This is a genomic window from Franzmannia qiaohouensis, assembly GCF_031451695.1.
Classification (GTDB): domain Bacteria; phylum Pseudomonadota; class Gammaproteobacteria; order Pseudomonadales; family Halomonadaceae; genus Franzmannia; species Franzmannia qiaohouensis.
Window position 1 is genome coordinate 339,844 of the sequence record NZ_JARWAM010000002.1, and the last position, 15,652, is coordinate 355,495.

Sequence of the window (15,652 nt, forward strand, 5' to 3'; positions counted from 1 at the left end):
CGACAGGAACGCGCGCGCATGAAAAGACCGCCAATGATCAGCCCAGCCCTGCTGGAACGCATCGTCGATGCCTCGGAAGACGGCATCGTGGTGGCCGAACAGGAGGGTGACGAGAACATCCTGATCTATGTCAATCAGGGCTTCGAGCGCCTGACCGGCTACAGCGCCGACGAGATCCTGTACCGCGACTGCCGTTTTTTGCAGAACGACGACCGCGACCAGCCGGGCCTCGACAACATTCGCCAGGCGCTGGCCGACGGCCGACCATGTCGCGAGGTGCTGCGCAACTACCGCAAGGATGGCACGCTGTTCTGGAACGAGCTGTCGATCACGCCGGTATACGATGACGCCGACCAGTTGACCTACTACATCGGCGTCCAGAAGGACGTCACCGAGCGCGTCGAGGCGCAGCTCGAGGTCGAGCGCTTGCGCGCCGAGCAGGGCCATTGACCGGCCCTGCACCTGGCCCGCGAAAAAAACTCGCCCCGCCCTCTTGTACTCACTCCCCGTCGAGGCTATAAGGCCATCAGGATGCCGCCGCATCCTGATGGCAGCCATGTTCTGCCGTTGACCGCTATCATCGACCACTGCGTCGAGATAGCCCTATCGATCTTTCGAACGGTCATGGGAGGCATCGCATGCGCCGAGATCATCTCACCAACACCCTCAGCGACGACGCAGACGGCTTCGACGCCGTCAACGATGATAGCTACTCACCCGAGCAGGAAACTCGCACCCGCAGCACGTCGCGTGCCGACACCCTGCGCGCGCGCCGCCAAGTTGAGAGTCTGCTCGAGGAGCGCCGTCTGAAGCGTGCCATCGAGGACGACTGGCGACTCGACGACGAAGAGGAGTAGCGCCAAGCGAGGCATCATCATGGGCGGTGCCACTGGGGTAAACTAGCCATTCGCCGCCCCGGCCACTATCATCGTGGCCACTGAAACCCCGCAACTTAGATGGAATCCCATGGCGCAATACGTCTACACCATGAACCGGGTGGGCAAGGTCGTGCCCCCCAAGAAACATATTCTCAAGGACATCTCGCTGTCCTTCTTTCCCGGCGCCAAGATCGGCGTGCTAGGCCTCAACGGCTCGGGCAAGTCGACACTGCTGCGCATCATGGCCGGTGTCGACACCGAAATCGAAGGTGAGGCCCGCCCCATGCCGGGCCTGAACGTCGGCTACCTGCCCCAGGAGCCTGAGCTCGACGACGACAAGAACGTCCGTGAATCCGTCGAAGAGGCGCTGGGCGAGATCAAGGCTGCCCAGGAGAAGCTCGACGCCGTCTACGCCGCCTACGCCGAGCCCGACGCTGACTTCGACGCCCTGGCCAGCGAGCAGGCACGCCTCGAGAACATCATCGAGGCGGCGGATGCCCATAACATCGAGCGCAAGCTCGAAGTCGCCGCTGAGGCGCTGCGCCTGCCGCCCTGGGATGCCAAGGTGGGCAACCTCTCCGGCGGCGAACGCCGCCGCGTAGCGCTGTGTCGCCTGCTGCTGTCGAGCCCCGACATGCTGCTGCTCGACGAGCCCACCAACCACCTCGACGCCGAGTCGGTGGCCTGGCTGGAGCGCTTTCTCCACGACTATTCAGGCACCGTGGTTGCCGTCACCCACGACCGCTACTTCCTCGACAACGTCGCCGGCTGGATTCTCGAACTCGACCGCGGCCAGGGCATTCCCTTCGAGGGCAACTACTCGCAGTGGCTCGAGGCCAAGGAGAGCCGCCTGGAGAAAGAGGCCAAGCAGGAAGCCTCGAAGAACAAGGCCATCAAGCAAGAGCTGGAGTGGGTGCGCAGCAACGCCAAGGGCCGTCAGGCCAAGAGCAAGGCGCGCCTCAACCGCTTCGAGGAGATGCAGTCCGGCGATTTCCAGAAGCGCAACGAGACCAACGAGATCTATATACCACCTGGCCCACGCCTGGGTGACAAGGTCATCGAGTTCCACGGCGTCAGCAAGGCTTTCGATGGCCAGCTGCTTTACGAAGACCTGTCGTTCAGCGTCCCCAAGGGCGCCATCGTCGGCATCGTCGGCGGCAACGGCGCGGGCAAGTCGACGCTGTTCAAGCTGATCGATGGCGTAGAGCAGCCAGACAGCGGCGAGGTGGTGCTCGGCGATACGGTCGAGATTGCCCACGTCGTGCAGTTGCGCGATGCCCTGGACAACAAGCAGACGGTCTGGGAATCGGTGTCGGATGGACAGGACATCCTCAACATCAACGGCTACGAAGTCTCGTCACGCGCCTACGTGGGACGCTTCAACTTCAAGGGCAACGACCAGCAGAAACGCCTGTCCGAGCTTTCCGGCGGCGAGCGCGGTCGCCTGCAGCTGGCCCAGACCCTCAAGCAGGGTGCCAACGTACTGCTGCTCGACGAACCCTCCAACGACCTAGACATCGAGACGTTGCGGGCGCTGGAAGAGGCGCTGCTGGCCTTCCCCGGCTGCGCCATGATCATCTCCCACGACCGCTGGTTCCTCGACCGCATCGCGACCCATATCCTGGCCTTCGAGGGCGACTCCCAGGTGGTGTTCTTCGAGGGCAACTATCAGGAGTACGAAGAGGACCACCGCAAGCGGGTCGGCAGCGATACCCCCAAGCGCATGAAGTACAAGCGTATCGACGCCTGATCGCTATTGGTGATCGGCATGACGCACAAGGCCCCGCCACTGGCGGGGCCTTGTGCTTATCGAGTCCATGGCCGGCAGGCCCTGGTTCGAGGGTCAGCGTCGTCCGCGAATCAGCGAGACCACGAACAGGATCAGAAACAGTACGAACAGCACCTGTGCAATGGTCGATGCCACCCCGGCAATACCGCTGAAGCCTAGAACGGCGGCGATCACGGCAATTATCAGAAACAGCATGGCGTTGCCAAGCATGGGAACTCCTTTCCTCGGTTATCAGTCCTCCGGATCCACAATGCAATCCGGCACTCCGTTCGACCGACCGCATAGTGTCGGCCATCGACTACTAGCCTTGTACGTATTGACCGACGCGTCAAGTCCATGTTGTTGGCCACCAAACTATCGCAGATAGCCAGAACGCTCGGATCTGATCCGTAGACAGGCGTCCTTCGCTTGGAGGCAACTGTGCTCGCTCTGACCAGAGGCAGGTTTATGAATACAGCGAGGGCTCACCTTCCGGGCGGGTCTTGAAGCGCCGATGCAGCCACAGGTACTGCTCGGGGTGCTTGCGTATCGCCGCCTCGATAAAGGCATTGATGCGCGCCGCGTCGGCGACCTCATCTCCGCTGGGGAAGTTCTCCAGCGGTGGCAGGTACTCGAGAGTGTAGGTGCGATTGTCCGGGTTGCGGTGGAACATCAGCGGCATGACCGGCGCGCCGGTCATGCGGGCGATCTTGGCGGTGAGCTTGATCGAGGCCGCCTCGACGCCGAAGAACGGCGCGAAGACACTGACGTCGCGGCCGAAGTCCTGATCCGGCGAGTACCAGACGTGATGGCCGGCCTTGATCCGTCGTACCACCCCGCGCAGGTCATGGCGATCGATGGCGGTGCCGAAGATGCGCTTGCGGGCGCGGGTCATGAAGCGTTCGAACAGCGCGTTATTGTGGGGGCGATAGACCACGTCGGCGGGAAAGAACAGCGAGTGTAGCGCTCCCCCAAGGTCCAGGGTGGAGAAGTGCACGCCGATGATCAGCGCCCCCTTGCCCTCTGCCTGTACCTTGGCCATGTGCTGCTGGCCCTTGAAGGTCACGCGATGGCGCAGATGCTCCGGATCCCGACACCAGCCGGTGGCGGTCTCGAGGATACCGATGCCGTTGGCCAGGAAGGTCTCGCGCACCAGCCGGCGCTGAGCGTCGGCGTCGAGCTCGGGAAAACACAGCGCAATATTGGTCTCGGTAATCCGCCGCCGGCGCTTGGCCAGGCGCCAGGCCAGCCAGCCGATGCAGCGCCCGACGGCCAGCTTGAGTCGCCACGGCAGCCAGGCACCAACGCGCATCAGGCCGATGGCGAGCGCGGCGCCCCAGTAGCGTGGATGAAGAAACGACGAGGTAGCATCCTTGGACATGGTGGTCTCGCGGCTGAAATCAGCCGCCATGATACCGTCTCGGGACCCTCGGCAGCACCCCGGTAAGCAGCGTATAACTGATCGTGGCACAGTGACGTGCCACCTCGTCCACCGACAGCAGCGCGCCGTTGCTGGCCCGCCCCCACAGCACCACCTCGCTGCCGATATCGGCGTCGGCAACGTCGGTCACATCCACCGTCAGCATGTCCATCGACACCTTGCCGGCGATGGCGCAGCGCCGTCCATTGACCAGCACCGGGGTACCGTCCTCGGCGTGACGGTCGTAGCCATCGCCGTAGCCGGCGGCCACCACGGCGATCCGTGAGCGCCGCGCTGCCTGCCAGCGACCGCCATAGCCCACCCGCTCCCCCGCCTCCAGCTCGCGCAGGGCGATGATCTCGGAGCGCAGCGTCATCACCGGGGCAAGCCGGCGACTGGCGTCACTGGCGGTCTCCAGCGGGTCGCTGCCGTAGAGCATCACGCCGGGCCGATTCCAGGCCCCGTGGGCTTCGGGCCGGGCCAGCGTGGCCGGCGAATTGGCCAGGCAAGTGGGCGCACCGAGCTCATCGGCAAGCGCCCTTACGATGCCCATCTGGTGCTGGAAGTAGCTGGGATCGACGCTGTCGGCGGTGGCGAAGTGGCTCATCAGGTGCAGGTCGCTGACCCGGTCATCGGCGGCGGCGAGCCGCGCCCACTGGGCAGCCAGCTGCTCGGGAGGAAAGCCCAGTCGGTGCATCCCCGAGTCGACCTTGACCCATACCGGCAGCGGCCGCGCCGGGCGGTAGGCGAGTAGCGCATCGACCTGCCAGGCACTGTGCACCGCGCTCCACAGTCCGAGCGCTTCGATGCGCTCGAGTTCGGCGGCCTCGAAGAAGCCCTCGAGCAGCATGATCGGCGTCTCGATACCCGCCGCCCGCAGCGCCTCGGCCTCCTCAATAGAGGCCACCGCCAGCGCTGGCGCCAGCTCCGCCAGCGCCTTGGCGCAGGGTACCAGGCCGTGGCCGTAGGCATCGGCCTTGAGCACCGCAATGGCACGACTGTGGGGCGCCAGGTCGCGGGCCAGGCAGTAGTTGTGACGCAGCGCGTCGAGGTCGATGTCGGCAATCAGCGGGCGGGCCATCGAGGACTCCAATGCATAAAAAGGGCGCCATGATTATTTGTCATTCATTCGCCAATTACACGGATAAAAACGCCATATCGAGGACAAGATATGGCGTTTTTATCTAAAGTAAGACCTATAACCGGCAAATATCCCTCAGGAAGGGGGCGTTGGCCGCGTGCCGATGTCGAGCGCCGGGTCACGACCACCTGCCTCGTCGGGCAGATCCAGGGAGATCCCCTGGCTGGCATCGAGCCACTGGTTGACGCCCTGGATCGCCTCGCCGTCGAGGGTCCCGGACTGCTGGCGCAGTTCGAGCAGGCCAAGTACGTAGTCGTAGCGCGCCTCGGCATGGTCGGCGATGGCATTGAACAGGTTCTGCTCGGCGTTGAGCACATCGACGATATTGCGCGTGCCGACCTCGTAGCCGGAGCGCGTCGCATCCAGCGCGCTCTGGTTGGAGGCGATCGCCTGACGCCGCGCCTCGACGGTCTCCACGTCGTTGCTGACCTGGGTATACAGCGAGCGCACCTGCTGCACGGTGTCGCGGCGCTGGGCCTCGAAATCGTACTGGCTGACCTCCAGGCCGAAGGTGTTCTGACGAATCTGTGCGCTGGTGGTCCCGCCGGTATAGAGCGGCACGCTGGCACGTACCCCCAGTTGACTGTCGGAGTTGTAACCCGACACGCCGCTGCGATCGGTATCCGAGTACTGGTAGTTGGCGAAGGCTTCAAGGGTCGGCAGTCGGCCGGCGCGGGCGATGTCGAGGTCGCTACGTGCCACCTCGATACCGGCTTCGGCCATCATCAGCATGGGGCTGTTGAGGAGCGCCATTTCGACCCAGGCATTGCGCTCGGCCGGTGTCGGTGGCTCTACCGGCAACTCGTCGGAGAGGCCGTCGATGCTGGCATAGCGCTGGTCGGTGAGGCGCTCGAGGGCCTCGAAGCTGATCTGCAGGGCGTTCTCGGCGGCGATCCGCTGGGCCCGCGCCAGGTCGAACGAGGCCTGCGCCTCGAACACATCGGTGATCGCCGTCAGGCCGACCTCGAAGCGCTCCTCGGCCTGCTCCAGCTGGCGGCTGATGGCGGTCTCCTGGGAGCGCCGCGCCTCGAGGATATCGGCGGCGCGCAGGATCTCGAAGTAGGCGCTGGCCACGTCGAACAGCAGCTGCTGCTCGGCGACCTCGAGCGACAGCGCCTGCTGGCCGGTGAGGCGCTCTGCGCGCTCAAGCTGAGCGAAACGGCTGGCATCATAGAGCGCCTGGCTGGCATCCAGGCTGACGCTCAACGAGTTGAAGTCCTGTTCGTCGTCGACCACCAGGCCATCGCCGACACCGCCGGGGTCCCCCACCTGACCACCACGTCCCTGGGACGAATAGGTGCGGTTGTGGCTCAGGCTCGAGCCGGCGCTGAGCTGCGGCAGCAGGCCGCCGCGCTCGACGTCGCGACCGGCGCCAACCCGCTCCAGCTCGGCCCGCGCCGAGGCCAGCCCGGCATCATTGAGCAATGCATCGCGAGCCACGCTGAGCAGATCGGTGGCCTGGGCCGGCGCTGCGGCCAGGCCAATGAGCAGCACCAGCCAGCGCCGTGCAGGGAACAGTGAAGTGCGATTGGATGTCATGGCGGTACTCATTCGCTCCTTGGCGGTATGCCCCCGCGTCGCTGCCTAGCTGCGCATGACGGGCATGAAAGGCGTCTCTCGGCAATCATCATCATCTGGCGAGGTGCAAATAACGTGCAACGCGGGCGGCCTTGGCCGCCCGCGCTATGAGCATCGCTTTCCATCACCGTCACTCGAAGATGGCGTCCAGCGACAACCCCTGCTTCTCGAGCATGCGCCGCAGCTTCTTGAGCGCCTCGACCTGGATCTGGCGCACTCGCTCGCGGGTCAGGCCAATCTCCTCGCCGACCTCCTCGAGGGTCGCTGCCTCATGGCCGCGCAGGCCAAAGCGGCGCACCACCACTTCCATCTGCTTGTCGGTGAGCTCGGCCAGCCACTCGTCGACGTGCTGCTTGACGTCGACGTCGACCAGCGACGACTCGGGCCCCAGGTCGTTGTCGTCGGTGAGCGTCTCGATCAGCGGCTTGTCGCTCTCGCCGCCCATCGGATAGTCCACCGAGGAGACCCGCTCGTTGAGACCCAGCATCTTCTTGACCGTGGCCACCGGCTTGTCGAGGAAATCGGCGATCTCCTCGGCGGTCGCTTCGTGGTCGAGCTTCTGGGTCAGCTCGCGAGCGGCACGCAGGTAGATGTTGAGTTCCTTGACCACATGGATCGGCAGGCGGATGGTGCGCGTCTGGTTCATCAGCGCCCGCTCGATGGTCTGGCGAATCCACCACGTGGCGTAGGTCGAGAAGCGGAAGCCGCGCTCGGGGTCGAACTTCTCTACCGCTCGGATCAGGCCAAGATTGCCCTCCTCGATCAGGTCGAGCAGCGACAGGCCGCGGTTGAGATAGCGCCTGGCGATCTTGACCACCAGCCGCAGGTTGGACTCGATCATGCGCGCCCGGCCGGCAGGGTCGCCGGCCTGCGCCAGGCGGCCGTAATGGACCTCTTCCTCGGGGGTCAGCAGCGGCGAAAAACCGATCTCGTTTAGGTAGATCTGGGTCGCATCGAGGCTGTGGTGATACGTGTTTTCCTCGCGATTAAGGGCTTTTTCGAACTCCTGCTCATCCTTGGCACCACTCTCTTCCTCGTCATCAATGACGTCTTCGACGATTTCGACCTCGGCGTTGTCGACGTCCTGAAGATCCTGTTCGATCATGCTCATATCACTACCCCGTTGTGCACTGCCCGGTCATGCTGGCGACTCATCGGGCACACGGACGTGAGCCGCCGCTGTCTGTTGTTGTTGTACCGCGGGCCATCGACATCAGCGCGATGGCAAGTAATCCAGGGGGTCCTGAGGCTGGCCGTTACGACGCACCTCGAAGTGCAGCTTGACGCTGTCGGCATCGGTATCGCCCATGGTGGCAATGACCTCACCGGCGTCGACTACGTCATTCTCGGCCACACGGAGCGTGTCGTTATGGGCATAGGCACTCAGATACTCGTCGTTGTGCTTGAGGAGAATCAGATTGCCGTAGCCCCGCACGCCGCTGCCCGCGTACACCACGATGCCTGGCCCTGCTGCCTTGACAGGTTGCCCCTTTTGTCCGCCGATATCAATGCCGGCGGTGATGCTGCCGCCCTCGCCGAAACGGCCGGTCAACTCGCCGTCTGCCGGCCACTGCCAGTCGACCTCGGCCACCGGTGTAAAGCTGCGCTGACTGCGCTCGCTGGCGCTGCTTTCGGCCTGGCCCGCCACGGCGGTACCGGCATCGGTGGCGGCGCTCTCCTGAGTATCACCGCTGGTCGATGACGGCTGTGTGTCACTCAGCTGCGGCTCTTGTTCCGGCTCGGCAACGACCCCGGCTTGCTCGCTGGCCGCTACCGCCGTGTCGCTGGGGGCGGCGTCACGCTCGGCCTGTTCACGCTGGGCTTGCTCGCGCGCCAGGGCTTCGCGCTCGGCCCGATCACGCTCGCTCAGACTACCGTCGGCCCCAGGGCTGGAGTAGTCGAACAGCGGGCCCGGGGCGTCGCTGGGCGCCTCGCCGCTGGCGGCCATTGCCGCCCCCTCCAGGGCCTCGGCGCTAGTGCCGGAATCCTCCAGCGGCTGGGCCGTAAGGCGGCGGTTACGCTCGATGGCTTGCTGGTCCGGCGCCAGCCAGCTCAGATCGCCGTCCTGCTGGTCGACAGCGCCGGTGACCTGGGCGCCGCGCTGGCGCTCGCCGTCGCTGCGCGAGGCCACCTGGGCGCCCTCGGCCAGGCGCAGTTCCTGGCCTGGCTGCAGCCGATAAGGAGGGCCAATATCGTTGAGCTGGGCCAGCTCACGAAAATCCATGTCGTGGCGCCAGGCAATGCCATAGAGGGTATCGCCGGCTTCCACGGTGTACTGACTGACCGGTGACTGCTCGCGACTCATGGTCAGGTCACGCACCTGCACGCGCTGGGTGTCCCCGCCCTGCTGCGCCGCACAGCCGGTCATCGCCAGGGTCACGGCGGATACCAAAAAAACCTTACGCATCGGAACCTTCCTCCTCATGCCGGCGCGCCGGGGCCTGGTTCCCTCGGCTGATCGCCAGCACCAATAACAGCCCTGCCAGCATCAAGGCCAGCGCGGGGATCAATTGTGCCGAACCACCGACGAGCACGGCATAGTCGCCGGGTAGCAGGTAGCGGTAATCCAGCGGAATCATCTGGTCGTCCGGCCCCAGCCGGTAGCTGACCAGCTCACGCCACGGCCACAGCAGCGGCAGCGAGCCGATAATGAAGCCGATCAGCAGCTGCAGGGTGGCGGTGTGATAGGCGTGCAACAGCCACGACAGCAGCCGTGAGAAGAAGAACAGGCCCAGCGCACAGCCGGCGCCGAACTGCAGGATCAGGGTCAGATCGAAGCCCCTGATGCCGGCCATCACCGGACCATAAAGCCCCATCGTCAGCAGCAGGAAACTGCCCGACACCCCGGGCAGCAACATCGCGCTGATGGCGATCGCCCCGCCCACCACCAGCATCAGATAGTCGGCGCCGAGCAGGTTGATCAGCGGCATCAACGCCGGTAGCCCCTTGGCAAGCAGCAACCCCGCCGCCAGCGGCAGGATATGCCATAGCCGCCAGTCCGGCAGGCTGCGGCTCACCACCCAGGCCGAGGCGGCCACCAGACCGAAGAAGAAGGCGTCCAGCAGTACTGGCTGGGCCTCCATCAGCCACACCACCAGGTGTGCAACGCTGACCAGGCTAGCGGCTATGCCCAGCACCAGCGGGATCACGAAGCCCAGGTTGAGATGGCAGGCGAGCTGCGCCAGGCCGCCACGCCGCCAGGCAACGAAGGCGCTGGGGCCGAACTGCTTGATCGAGTCAATCAGCTCCTCATAGATGCCGGTGACGAAGGCGATGGTGCCACCGGACACGCCGGGCACCGCATCGGCCGCCCCCATGCCGGCGCCCTTGAGAAAAATCGAGGTGTGACGCTTCAACGAATGACTCCTTCCAGCAGCGGCACGAAACGTACCCCTTCGAGCCGCTGGTAATCGAATCGTGCCCCGCGCCGGCGCACCCGGGTCAGCCATTGACGACCGTCGGGTGCCTCCAGCGGGGCAATAAGAGTGCCGCCATCGGCCAGTTGGGCCAGCAGCGCTTCGGGTAGCTCACTGGCGCAGGCGGTCAGCAGAATGGCGTCATAGGGGGCCGCCTCGGGCCAGCCGTGCCCGCCGTCGGCAAGCCGCAGACGCACGTTGCTGGCATTCAGCCAGCGCAGTCGCACCGCGGCGCGCTGGTGCAGGGCGCGAATGCGTTCCACCGACCACAGCAGCGGCACCAGCCGTGACAGGATCAACGTCTGATAGCCGGAGCCGGTGCCGATCTCGAGCACCCGCTGCGGCGCCTCGGCCACCACCAGCTCGGTCATGCGCGCCACCATCCACGGCTGCGACAGCGTCTGGCCGTGGCCGATGGGCAGCGCGGTATCCTCGTAGGCGCGATGCGACAGCGCCTCGTCGAGAAACAGGTGACGCGGCTCGCGGCCGATCACCTCGAGCACCTCGAGGTCGTCGATACCGGACGCCGCCAGGCGCGCCACCAGCCGGTCGCGGGTGCGCTGCGAGGTCATGCCAACGCCCAGCAGCCTGTCTCGGCTCAAATCAGGTGAGTGCATCCAGCCAGCCTTGAACGTCTTCACGTGCCGCATGCCGGGTCAGATCGGTGTGTAGCGGCGTAATCGACACATAGCCCGCCTCGACGGCGGCAAAGTCGGTATCCGGTCCATCATCGGCATTCTCGCCCGCCGCCGCAATCCAGTAGCGCACACGGCCGCGCGGATCCTCGACCTTCATTGGTCGCGCGGCGGGGCCGCGAAAGCCCATCCGGGTGACCTTGAAGCCGCGAATCTCCTCCCACGGCAGGTCCGGCACATTGACGTTGAGCAGGCTTCGCGGCGGCAGCGACAGCTGCTCGGCAGCGCCGATCAGGCTCGCCGCGACCCGCCCGGCGGTCTCGAAGTGGCGGGTACCGACCAGCGACATGGCGATTGCCGTCATGCCCAGGTTGCGGCCCTCCATGGCGGCCGCCACGGTGCCCGAGTAGAGCACGTCGTCGCCCAGGTTGCCGCCGTGGTTGATGCCCGACACCACCAGGTCGGGCTTGTCGTCCCACACCCCGTTGACGCCGAGGTAGACGCAGTCGGCAGGCGTGCCGTCGACGCTGTAGAAGCCATTATCCATGGCGTTGAGCGCCAGCGGCCGGCTCAGGGTCAGCGAATTGCTGGCACCGCTCTTGTCGCGGTCCGGGGCCACTACCCGCAGCCGGGCATGCTGGCTCAGCGCCTGATAGAGGGCATGCAGGCCTGGCGCATGCACCCCATCATCGTTGGACAGTAATAGTTTGCGCATTGCGCTCTCCCGCTGGCGATGGTGGTCGAATGTCATAGGCTGGGATGGTCGATCAGCTCGCGCAGCACCGCGGTGGCGAAGGCCCCCCGCGGCAGCGAGAACCCCAGCGTCAAGGTGCCCTCATCATACATCAGGCTCGGCTCATCGAGCCGCACACGCAGCGCCCGCCGCCCCATGCGCACCCCGGCGCGCACCAGCCCCTCGGCGAGCGCCGCCTCCTCAGCGATCACGGCCTGCTCATGGGCCAGCGCCGCGGCGCTGGTAGCCGCCTCTCCCGTACCCCACAGCACGCCGCTGGGATGCACGTCGAGACGCCGCGCACGCTCGAGTAGCGCAGCGTCGAGGCCGTCGCTGGCAAACTGGCTGGCGCTGCCGTCGAGCACCAGCAGCTCGCCGTCGAGCGGCGTGTCCCAGTCGCCGGCGGCAATACGCCGCGCCAGCAGCTGATTGAACAGGTAGCTGCGCGCCGCGGAGAGCAGCATGCCTTCGCGGTCATGGCGCTTGCGCCAGCCCTTGGCGAGTATCGCCCGCGCCTTGACCAGGTTACGGCCCCCGGGGCCGAAGCGCTGCGGGCCAAAATAGTTGGGCACGCCGGATTCGATCAGCCGCTGCCAGCGCGCCTCGAGCCGCGGGTCGTCGACCACCGCGCCGCTCAGGCGCAAGGTGAAGCGGTTGGCGCGATGCACCCCGCGCTTGAGCTTGCGCGGGTGGCGGCACTGCTCGAGCAGCGCCAGCGGCGCGTCGGCCAGCCGCTCGGCGAGGTCGGCGGGCGCCTCGCGCCCGGGCAGGTGGACCGAGAGCCACTGGCGGGTCACCGCCACGCGATCCTTCATCCCGGCATAGCCGATGTCGCGCGGCGTGACCTCGCAGGCCCGCGCCAGGCGACGAGCCAGCTCCAGTGTACTGAGGTCACGCTTCTCGACCCACAGCCAGAGGTGCTCACCCTGGCCTTCCGGGGCGAAGTCGAGGCACTCCTCGACCACGAAATCTTCGGGTGCTGCACGGTATTCGCCGGGCAGTGGCGCACCGAACTCTGCGTCGAGCACCCGCGGCCAGGACTCATCCATCGCCATTGTCACCCATCAATAGCACTACCGCCTCGGCGGCAATGCCCTCGCCCCGGCCGGTGAAGCCGAGTCGCTCGGTGGTGGTGGCCTTGACGTTGACTGCGCCTGGCGCGACGCCGAGGTCGGCGGCGATATTGGCGGCCATGGCGGCGACATGCGGGGCCATCTTGGGCGCCTGGGCCATCAGCGTGGCGTCGAGATTGCCGACCCGATAGCCGGCCTCACGCACCATGCCCATCACCTGGCGCAGCAGCTCGCGGCTGTCGGCGCCGGCGAAGGTCGGGTCGGTATCGGGGAAGTGGCGGCCGATGTCGCCCAGCGCGCAGGCGCCGAGCAGCGCGTCGCTGATCGCGTGCAGCAGTACGTCGCCGTCGGAGTGGGCGACAAAGCCGTGGTCGAAGGGAATCCGCACCCCGCCAATGATCAGGGAGTCGCCCTCGCCGAAGCGATGAACATCGAAGCCGTGGCCGATACGCAGGGTCATGTGAGTGCCTTGTGCTGCGCCGCCTGGGCGGCGAGGATCTGCTCGGCCAGCGCCAGGTCGTCGGGATGGGTGATCTTGAGATTGTCGCGGCGCCCCGCCACCAGGCGTGGCGCGCGGCCCAGGGCCTCGAGCGCCGAGGCCTCGTCGGTCGGCGCCACGCCGCGCGCTCGAGCCGCAGCGAGGGCATCGCAGAGCAGACCATAGCGCGCGCCCTGGGGTGTCAGCGCATGCCACAGCGCGTCGCGGGGCTCGGTACGCGCGACCCGGCCGTCCGCCGCGGCGCGCTTCATGGTATCGGCCACCGGCACGGCCAGCAGTGCGCCGTCGGGCTCATCGACCAGCGCCGCCTGCAAGTGAGTCAGGTCGTCGACGCTCACGCAGGGCCGGGCAGCGTCATGTACCAGCACCGCGTCGTCAGCGGCAGCCTCGGCGGCGATTGCCGTCAGCGCGGCGGCGACCGACTCGGCCCGCTCTGCGCCGCCGCCGATGCGGCGCCAATCGGCGAACGGCACCATGGCGGCATCGAAGTAGACATCGTCGCGGGCCAGGCACAGGCACAGCGTGGCCGTGGGGAAGGCGGCATGCAGCCGCGCCAGAGTCTGGGCCAGCACCGTGCTGCCGGCCAGCGGCAGATACTGCTTGGGGCAGTCGGCGGCCATGCGCCGCCCTACCCCGGCGGCCGGTACGATCAGCCACAGCCGGCTCATGGTGCGGCCTCTTCGCCGGCCTGGGTGGCTGACTGCAGGGCACGCTGCTCAACGATGGCGCTCTCGGCCACCACCCCCGGCACCCAGTAGAACTGCTCGTCGGCGCGTACCATGCCGATGTCGCTGCGCCCGCGCTCCTCGATGGCATCGAGGCCGGTCTGCAGGTCGATGACCTCCGCGGCGAGCCGCGCATTGCGCGCGCGCAGCGGCACGTTCTGCGCCTCCAACGCGTCGGCGCGCGCGCGAATATCGGCAAGCTCCCCCACGCCGCCGTCGCCGAACCACAGCTGGTACTGCAGCAGCGCAATCAGGCCGACCAGCACGATGGCGAGCCACTTGAGCATGGAGACATCCTGTCACGAAATAGTGGCCGGCATTATGCCACCAACGCCGCCGCTACCGCGAGCCGCGCGGGCCGTTCGGTTGAGCAATCGATTAGCCCTACTCAGTCGGGACTGACCCGTCGACAGGCCGATGAGGAGGCGCTGTAAACCATCCATGGGCGCTACCGATGCCCTGCTGCGCTCTCGCATCCTGCTCCGCTTGCAGGACCGGTGCTGGCCATCCATGGCCAGCCCGTTCGGAGGAATCCTCCTCACCCATGGCATCGAAACCTCCTCATAGGCCTGCCCCCGGCGTCCCTCGCTGGAGGCATCGGCAATTGGCATAACGGGCTCAGGGCAGCGCCTTGAACGGCAGCGACTGCGCAGCCTGAAGTCGGTAGGCCTCGACGTGACGCCGCTCGTCGTCGCAGAAGCGGGCCACCGCCTGGCGCAGCTGCAGGTCGGCGACATGGTGCAGCGAGCGCAGCGCCACCGGCGCGAAGCCGCGACTCAGCTTGTGCTCGCCCTGGGTGCCGGGATCGAAGCAGGTCAAGCCATGCTCCAGACAGTGCTCGATGCCCTGGTAGTAACAGGCCTCGAAGTGCAGGCAGTCGGCCACCACCTCGCTGCCCCAGTAGCGGCCATAGAGGGTACGCGCACCCTGCAGGCAAAGCGCAGCGGCCACCGGCTTGCCTGCGACCCGGGCCTGGATCAGCACCAGCGCCTCGGGCAGCGTCTCGCGCAACCGCTCGAAGAATGCGTGGGAGAGATAGGGCTGCTGGCCGCGCTCGAGGTAGGTGATGCAGTAGCAGCGATAGAAGTGCGCCAGCGCCGCGGCGTCGATCTCTCGACCGACCAACCGCCGCAGGGTTACGCCCTGCTCAGCGACCAGCCGGCGCTCGCGGCGGATCGCCTTGCGCCGCTTGGTGGTCATGGCGGCGAGGAAGCCGTCGAAGTCGCCGAAGCCACGATCCTGCCATTGGAACTGCACACCGTGGCGCGTCAGCAGCGACGGCCAGGCGGCCTGCCAGGCCTCGACCTGGGTGGGCTCGGCGAACAGCAGGTGCCAGCTGGAGCGCGCCTGGGGTTCGAGCACGGCGGCAAAGGCGCGCGCCGCCGATAGCGCGTTGACACCGCTGGCCAACGCCATGCGTGGCCCTGGCGCCGGGGTGAAGGGAATCGCCGACAGCCCCTTGGGGTAGTAGGCACCGCCGGCCCGCTCCCAGGCGTCCGCCCAGGCCCAGTCGAAGACGTACTCACCGCGGGAGTGGTACTTGTCGTAGTGTGGCAGCGCCCCCACCAGCGCATCGCCCTGCCACAGCGTAAGGTGGCGCGGCACCCAGCCGCTGCCCTCGGTCACCGCGCCGCTGGCTTCCAGCGCAGCGAGAAATTCATGGCGCAGGAAAGGGTGATCATCGTCGACCAGCGCGTTCCAGTCCGCCTGCGGCACGGCGCTCATCGCCGCCACTTCGCGCACGTGCAGCGTCGCTGCGGCGGGGGGAGGTTCGAGATGGGTCATG

Annotated in this window: 17 protein-coding genes; 3 read left to right on the plus strand and 14 right to left on the minus strand. The window is 66.6% G+C overall.

Translation table 11 applies throughout. The features are described from left to right. Positions 1-18: 18 nt before the first annotated feature. From QC821_RS03740 to ettA, 3 genes are all read left to right on the plus strand, one after another. A complete protein-coding gene (locus QC821_RS03740) occupies positions 19-450 on the plus strand; it encodes a PAS domain-containing protein (protein ID WP_095621110.1) in 432 nt (143 codons plus the stop codon). Positions 451-638: 188 nt separating this feature from the next. Further along, positions 639-857 (plus strand): PA3496 family putative envelope integrity protein, encoded by a 219-nt coding sequence (locus tag QC821_RS03745; protein ID WP_309717164.1) that lies wholly within the window; start codon positions 639-641, stop codon positions 855-857. A 109-nt stretch (positions 858-966) separates the two neighbouring features. Beyond that, positions 967-2,628: an energy-dependent translational throttle protein EttA gene (gene ettA, locus QC821_RS03750; RefSeq protein WP_309717167.1), complete on the plus strand. Its 1,662-nt coding sequence runs from the start codon at positions 967-969 to the stop codon at positions 2,626-2,628. A 93-nt stretch (positions 2,629-2,721) separates the two neighbouring features. On the opposite strand, the gene QC821_RS03755 is transcribed toward ettA, so the two are convergent. From QC821_RS03755 to QC821_RS03820, 14 genes are all read right to left on the minus strand, one after another. Further along, positions 2,722-2,877, minus strand: a complete 156-nt coding sequence (locus QC821_RS03755; RefSeq protein WP_163503943.1) for a DUF1328 domain-containing protein — start codon at positions 2,875-2,877, stop codon at positions 2,722-2,724. A 235-nt stretch (positions 2,878-3,112) separates the two neighbouring features. Further along, positions 3,113-4,027: an LpxL/LpxP family Kdo(2)-lipid IV(A) lauroyl/palmitoleoyl acyltransferase gene (gene lpxL / locus QC821_RS03760; protein ID WP_309717414.1), complete on the minus strand. Its 915-nt coding sequence runs from the start codon at positions 4,025-4,027 to the stop codon at positions 3,113-3,115. A 19-nt stretch (positions 4,028-4,046) separates the two neighbouring features. After that, a complete protein-coding gene (alr, locus tag QC821_RS03765; protein WP_309717171.1) occupies positions 4,047-5,147 on the minus strand; it encodes an alanine racemase in 1,101 nt (366 codons plus the stop codon). Positions 5,148-5,282: 135 nt separating this feature from the next. Then, positions 5,283-6,746 (minus strand): TolC family outer membrane protein, encoded by a 1,464-nt coding sequence (locus tag QC821_RS03770; RefSeq protein ID WP_309717172.1) that lies wholly within the window; start codon positions 6,744-6,746, stop codon positions 5,283-5,285. 169 nt (positions 6,747-6,915) lie between these two features. Beyond that, positions 6,916-7,896, minus strand: a complete 981-nt coding sequence (rpoS, locus tag QC821_RS03775; RefSeq protein ID WP_309717175.1) for an RNA polymerase sigma factor RpoS — start codon at positions 7,894-7,896, stop codon at positions 6,916-6,918. Between the two features lie 102 nt (positions 7,897-7,998). Next, positions 7,999-9,192: a peptidoglycan DD-metalloendopeptidase family protein gene (locus QC821_RS03780; RefSeq protein ID WP_309717178.1), complete on the minus strand. Its 1,194-nt coding sequence runs from the start codon at positions 9,190-9,192 to the stop codon at positions 7,999-8,001. Next, complete coding sequence (locus tag QC821_RS03785) at positions 9,185-10,141, minus strand: DUF368 domain-containing protein (protein ID WP_422719714.1); 957 nt, start codon at positions 10,139-10,141, stop codon at positions 9,185-9,187. The genes QC821_RS03780 and QC821_RS03785 overlap by 8 nt, the downstream gene beginning before the upstream one ends. Beyond that, a complete protein-coding gene (locus QC821_RS03790) occupies positions 10,138-10,818 on the minus strand; it encodes a protein-L-isoaspartate(D-aspartate) O-methyltransferase (RefSeq protein WP_309717181.1) in 681 nt (226 codons plus the stop codon). The genes QC821_RS03785 and QC821_RS03790 overlap by 4 nt, the downstream gene beginning before the upstream one ends. After that, positions 10,805-11,551, minus strand: coding sequence for a 5'/3'-nucleotidase SurE (gene surE, locus QC821_RS03795; RefSeq protein WP_309717185.1), 747 nt, complete (start codon positions 11,549-11,551; stop codon positions 10,805-10,807). Before surE ends, QC821_RS03790 begins: the two co-directional genes overlap by 14 nt. A 32-nt stretch (positions 11,552-11,583) precedes the next feature. Then, positions 11,584-12,624: a tRNA pseudouridine(13) synthase TruD gene (truD, locus tag QC821_RS03800; RefSeq protein WP_422719716.1), complete on the minus strand. Its 1,041-nt coding sequence runs from the start codon at positions 12,622-12,624 to the stop codon at positions 11,584-11,586. Continuing rightward, positions 12,611-13,096 carry a 2-C-methyl-D-erythritol 2,4-cyclodiphosphate synthase gene (ispF, locus tag QC821_RS03805; protein ID WP_309717419.1) on the minus strand — a complete coding sequence of 162 codons (486 nt, stop codon included), beginning with the start codon at positions 13,094-13,096 and terminating at the stop codon, positions 12,611-12,613. The genes truD and ispF overlap by 14 nt, the downstream gene beginning before the upstream one ends. Before the next feature lie 2 nt (positions 13,097-13,098). Next, positions 13,099-13,809, minus strand: a complete 711-nt coding sequence (ispD, locus tag QC821_RS03810) for a 2-C-methyl-D-erythritol 4-phosphate cytidylyltransferase (protein ID WP_309717190.1) — start codon at positions 13,807-13,809, stop codon at positions 13,099-13,101. Then, on the minus strand, positions 13,806-14,153 hold the full coding sequence (locus QC821_RS03815) for a septum formation initiator family protein (RefSeq protein WP_309717193.1): 348 nt from the start codon (positions 14,151-14,153) through the stop codon (positions 13,806-13,808). The genes ispD and QC821_RS03815 overlap by 4 nt, the downstream gene beginning before the upstream one ends. A gap of 331 nt (positions 14,154-14,484) precedes the next feature. Continuing rightward, positions 14,485-15,651: a GNAT family N-acetyltransferase gene (locus QC821_RS03820; protein WP_309717195.1), complete on the minus strand. Its 1,167-nt coding sequence runs from the start codon at positions 15,649-15,651 to the stop codon at positions 14,485-14,487. Between the last annotated feature and the right edge of the window lies 1 nt (position 15,652).

What these genes read in the sequence shown, in the direction of transcription:
- QC821_RS03740 (WP_095621110.1), top strand. Translation starts at nt 19, where the DNA reads ATGAAAAGACCGCCAATGATCAGCCCAGCCCTGCTGGAACGCATCGTC.
- QC821_RS03745 (WP_309717164.1), top strand. Translation starts at nt 639, where the DNA reads ATGCGCCGAGATCATCTCACCAACACCCTCAGCGACGACGCAGACGGC.
- ettA (WP_309717167.1), top strand. Translation starts at nt 967, where the DNA reads ATGGCGCAATACGTCTACACCATGAACCGGGTGGGCAAGGTCGTGCCC.
- QC821_RS03755 (WP_163503943.1), bottom strand. Translation starts at nt 2,877, where the DNA reads ATGCTTGGCAACGCCATGCTGTTTCTGATAATTGCCGTGATCGCCGCC.
- lpxL (WP_309717414.1), bottom strand. Translation starts at nt 4,027, where the DNA reads ATGTCCAAGGATGCTACCTCGTCGTTTCTTCATCCACGCTACTGGGGC.
- alr (WP_309717171.1), bottom strand. Translation starts at nt 5,147, where the DNA reads ATGGCCCGCCCGCTGATTGCCGACATCGACCTCGACGCGCTGCGTCAC.
- QC821_RS03770 (WP_309717172.1), bottom strand. Translation starts at nt 6,746, where the DNA reads ATGACATCCAATCGCACTTCACTGTTCCCTGCACGGCGCTGGCTGGTG.
- rpoS (WP_309717175.1), bottom strand. Translation starts at nt 7,896, where the DNA reads ATGAGCATGATCGAACAGGATCTTCAGGACGTCGACAACGCCGAGGTC.
- QC821_RS03780 (WP_309717178.1), bottom strand. Translation starts at nt 9,192, where the DNA reads ATGCGTAAGGTTTTTTTGGTATCCGCCGTGACCCTGGCGATGACCGGC.
- QC821_RS03790 (WP_309717181.1), bottom strand. Translation starts at nt 10,818, where the DNA reads ATGCACTCACCTGATTTGAGCCGAGACAGGCTGCTGGGCGTTGGCATG.
- surE (WP_309717185.1), bottom strand. Translation starts at nt 11,551, where the DNA reads ATGCGCAAACTATTACTGTCCAACGATGATGGGGTGCATGCGCCAGGC.
- truD (WP_422719716.1), bottom strand. Translation starts at nt 12,624, where the DNA reads ATGGCGATGGATGAGTCCTGGCCGCGGGTGCTCGACGCAGAGTTCGGT.
- ispD (WP_309717190.1), bottom strand. Translation starts at nt 13,809, where the DNA reads ATGAGCCGGCTGTGGCTGATCGTACCGGCCGCCGGGGTAGGGCGGCGC.
- QC821_RS03815 (WP_309717193.1), bottom strand. Translation starts at nt 14,153, where the DNA reads ATGCTCAAGTGGCTCGCCATCGTGCTGGTCGGCCTGATTGCGCTGCTG.
- QC821_RS03820 (WP_309717195.1), bottom strand. Translation starts at nt 15,651, where the DNA reads ATGACCCATCTCGAACCTCCCCCCGCCGCAGCGACGCTGCACGTGCGC.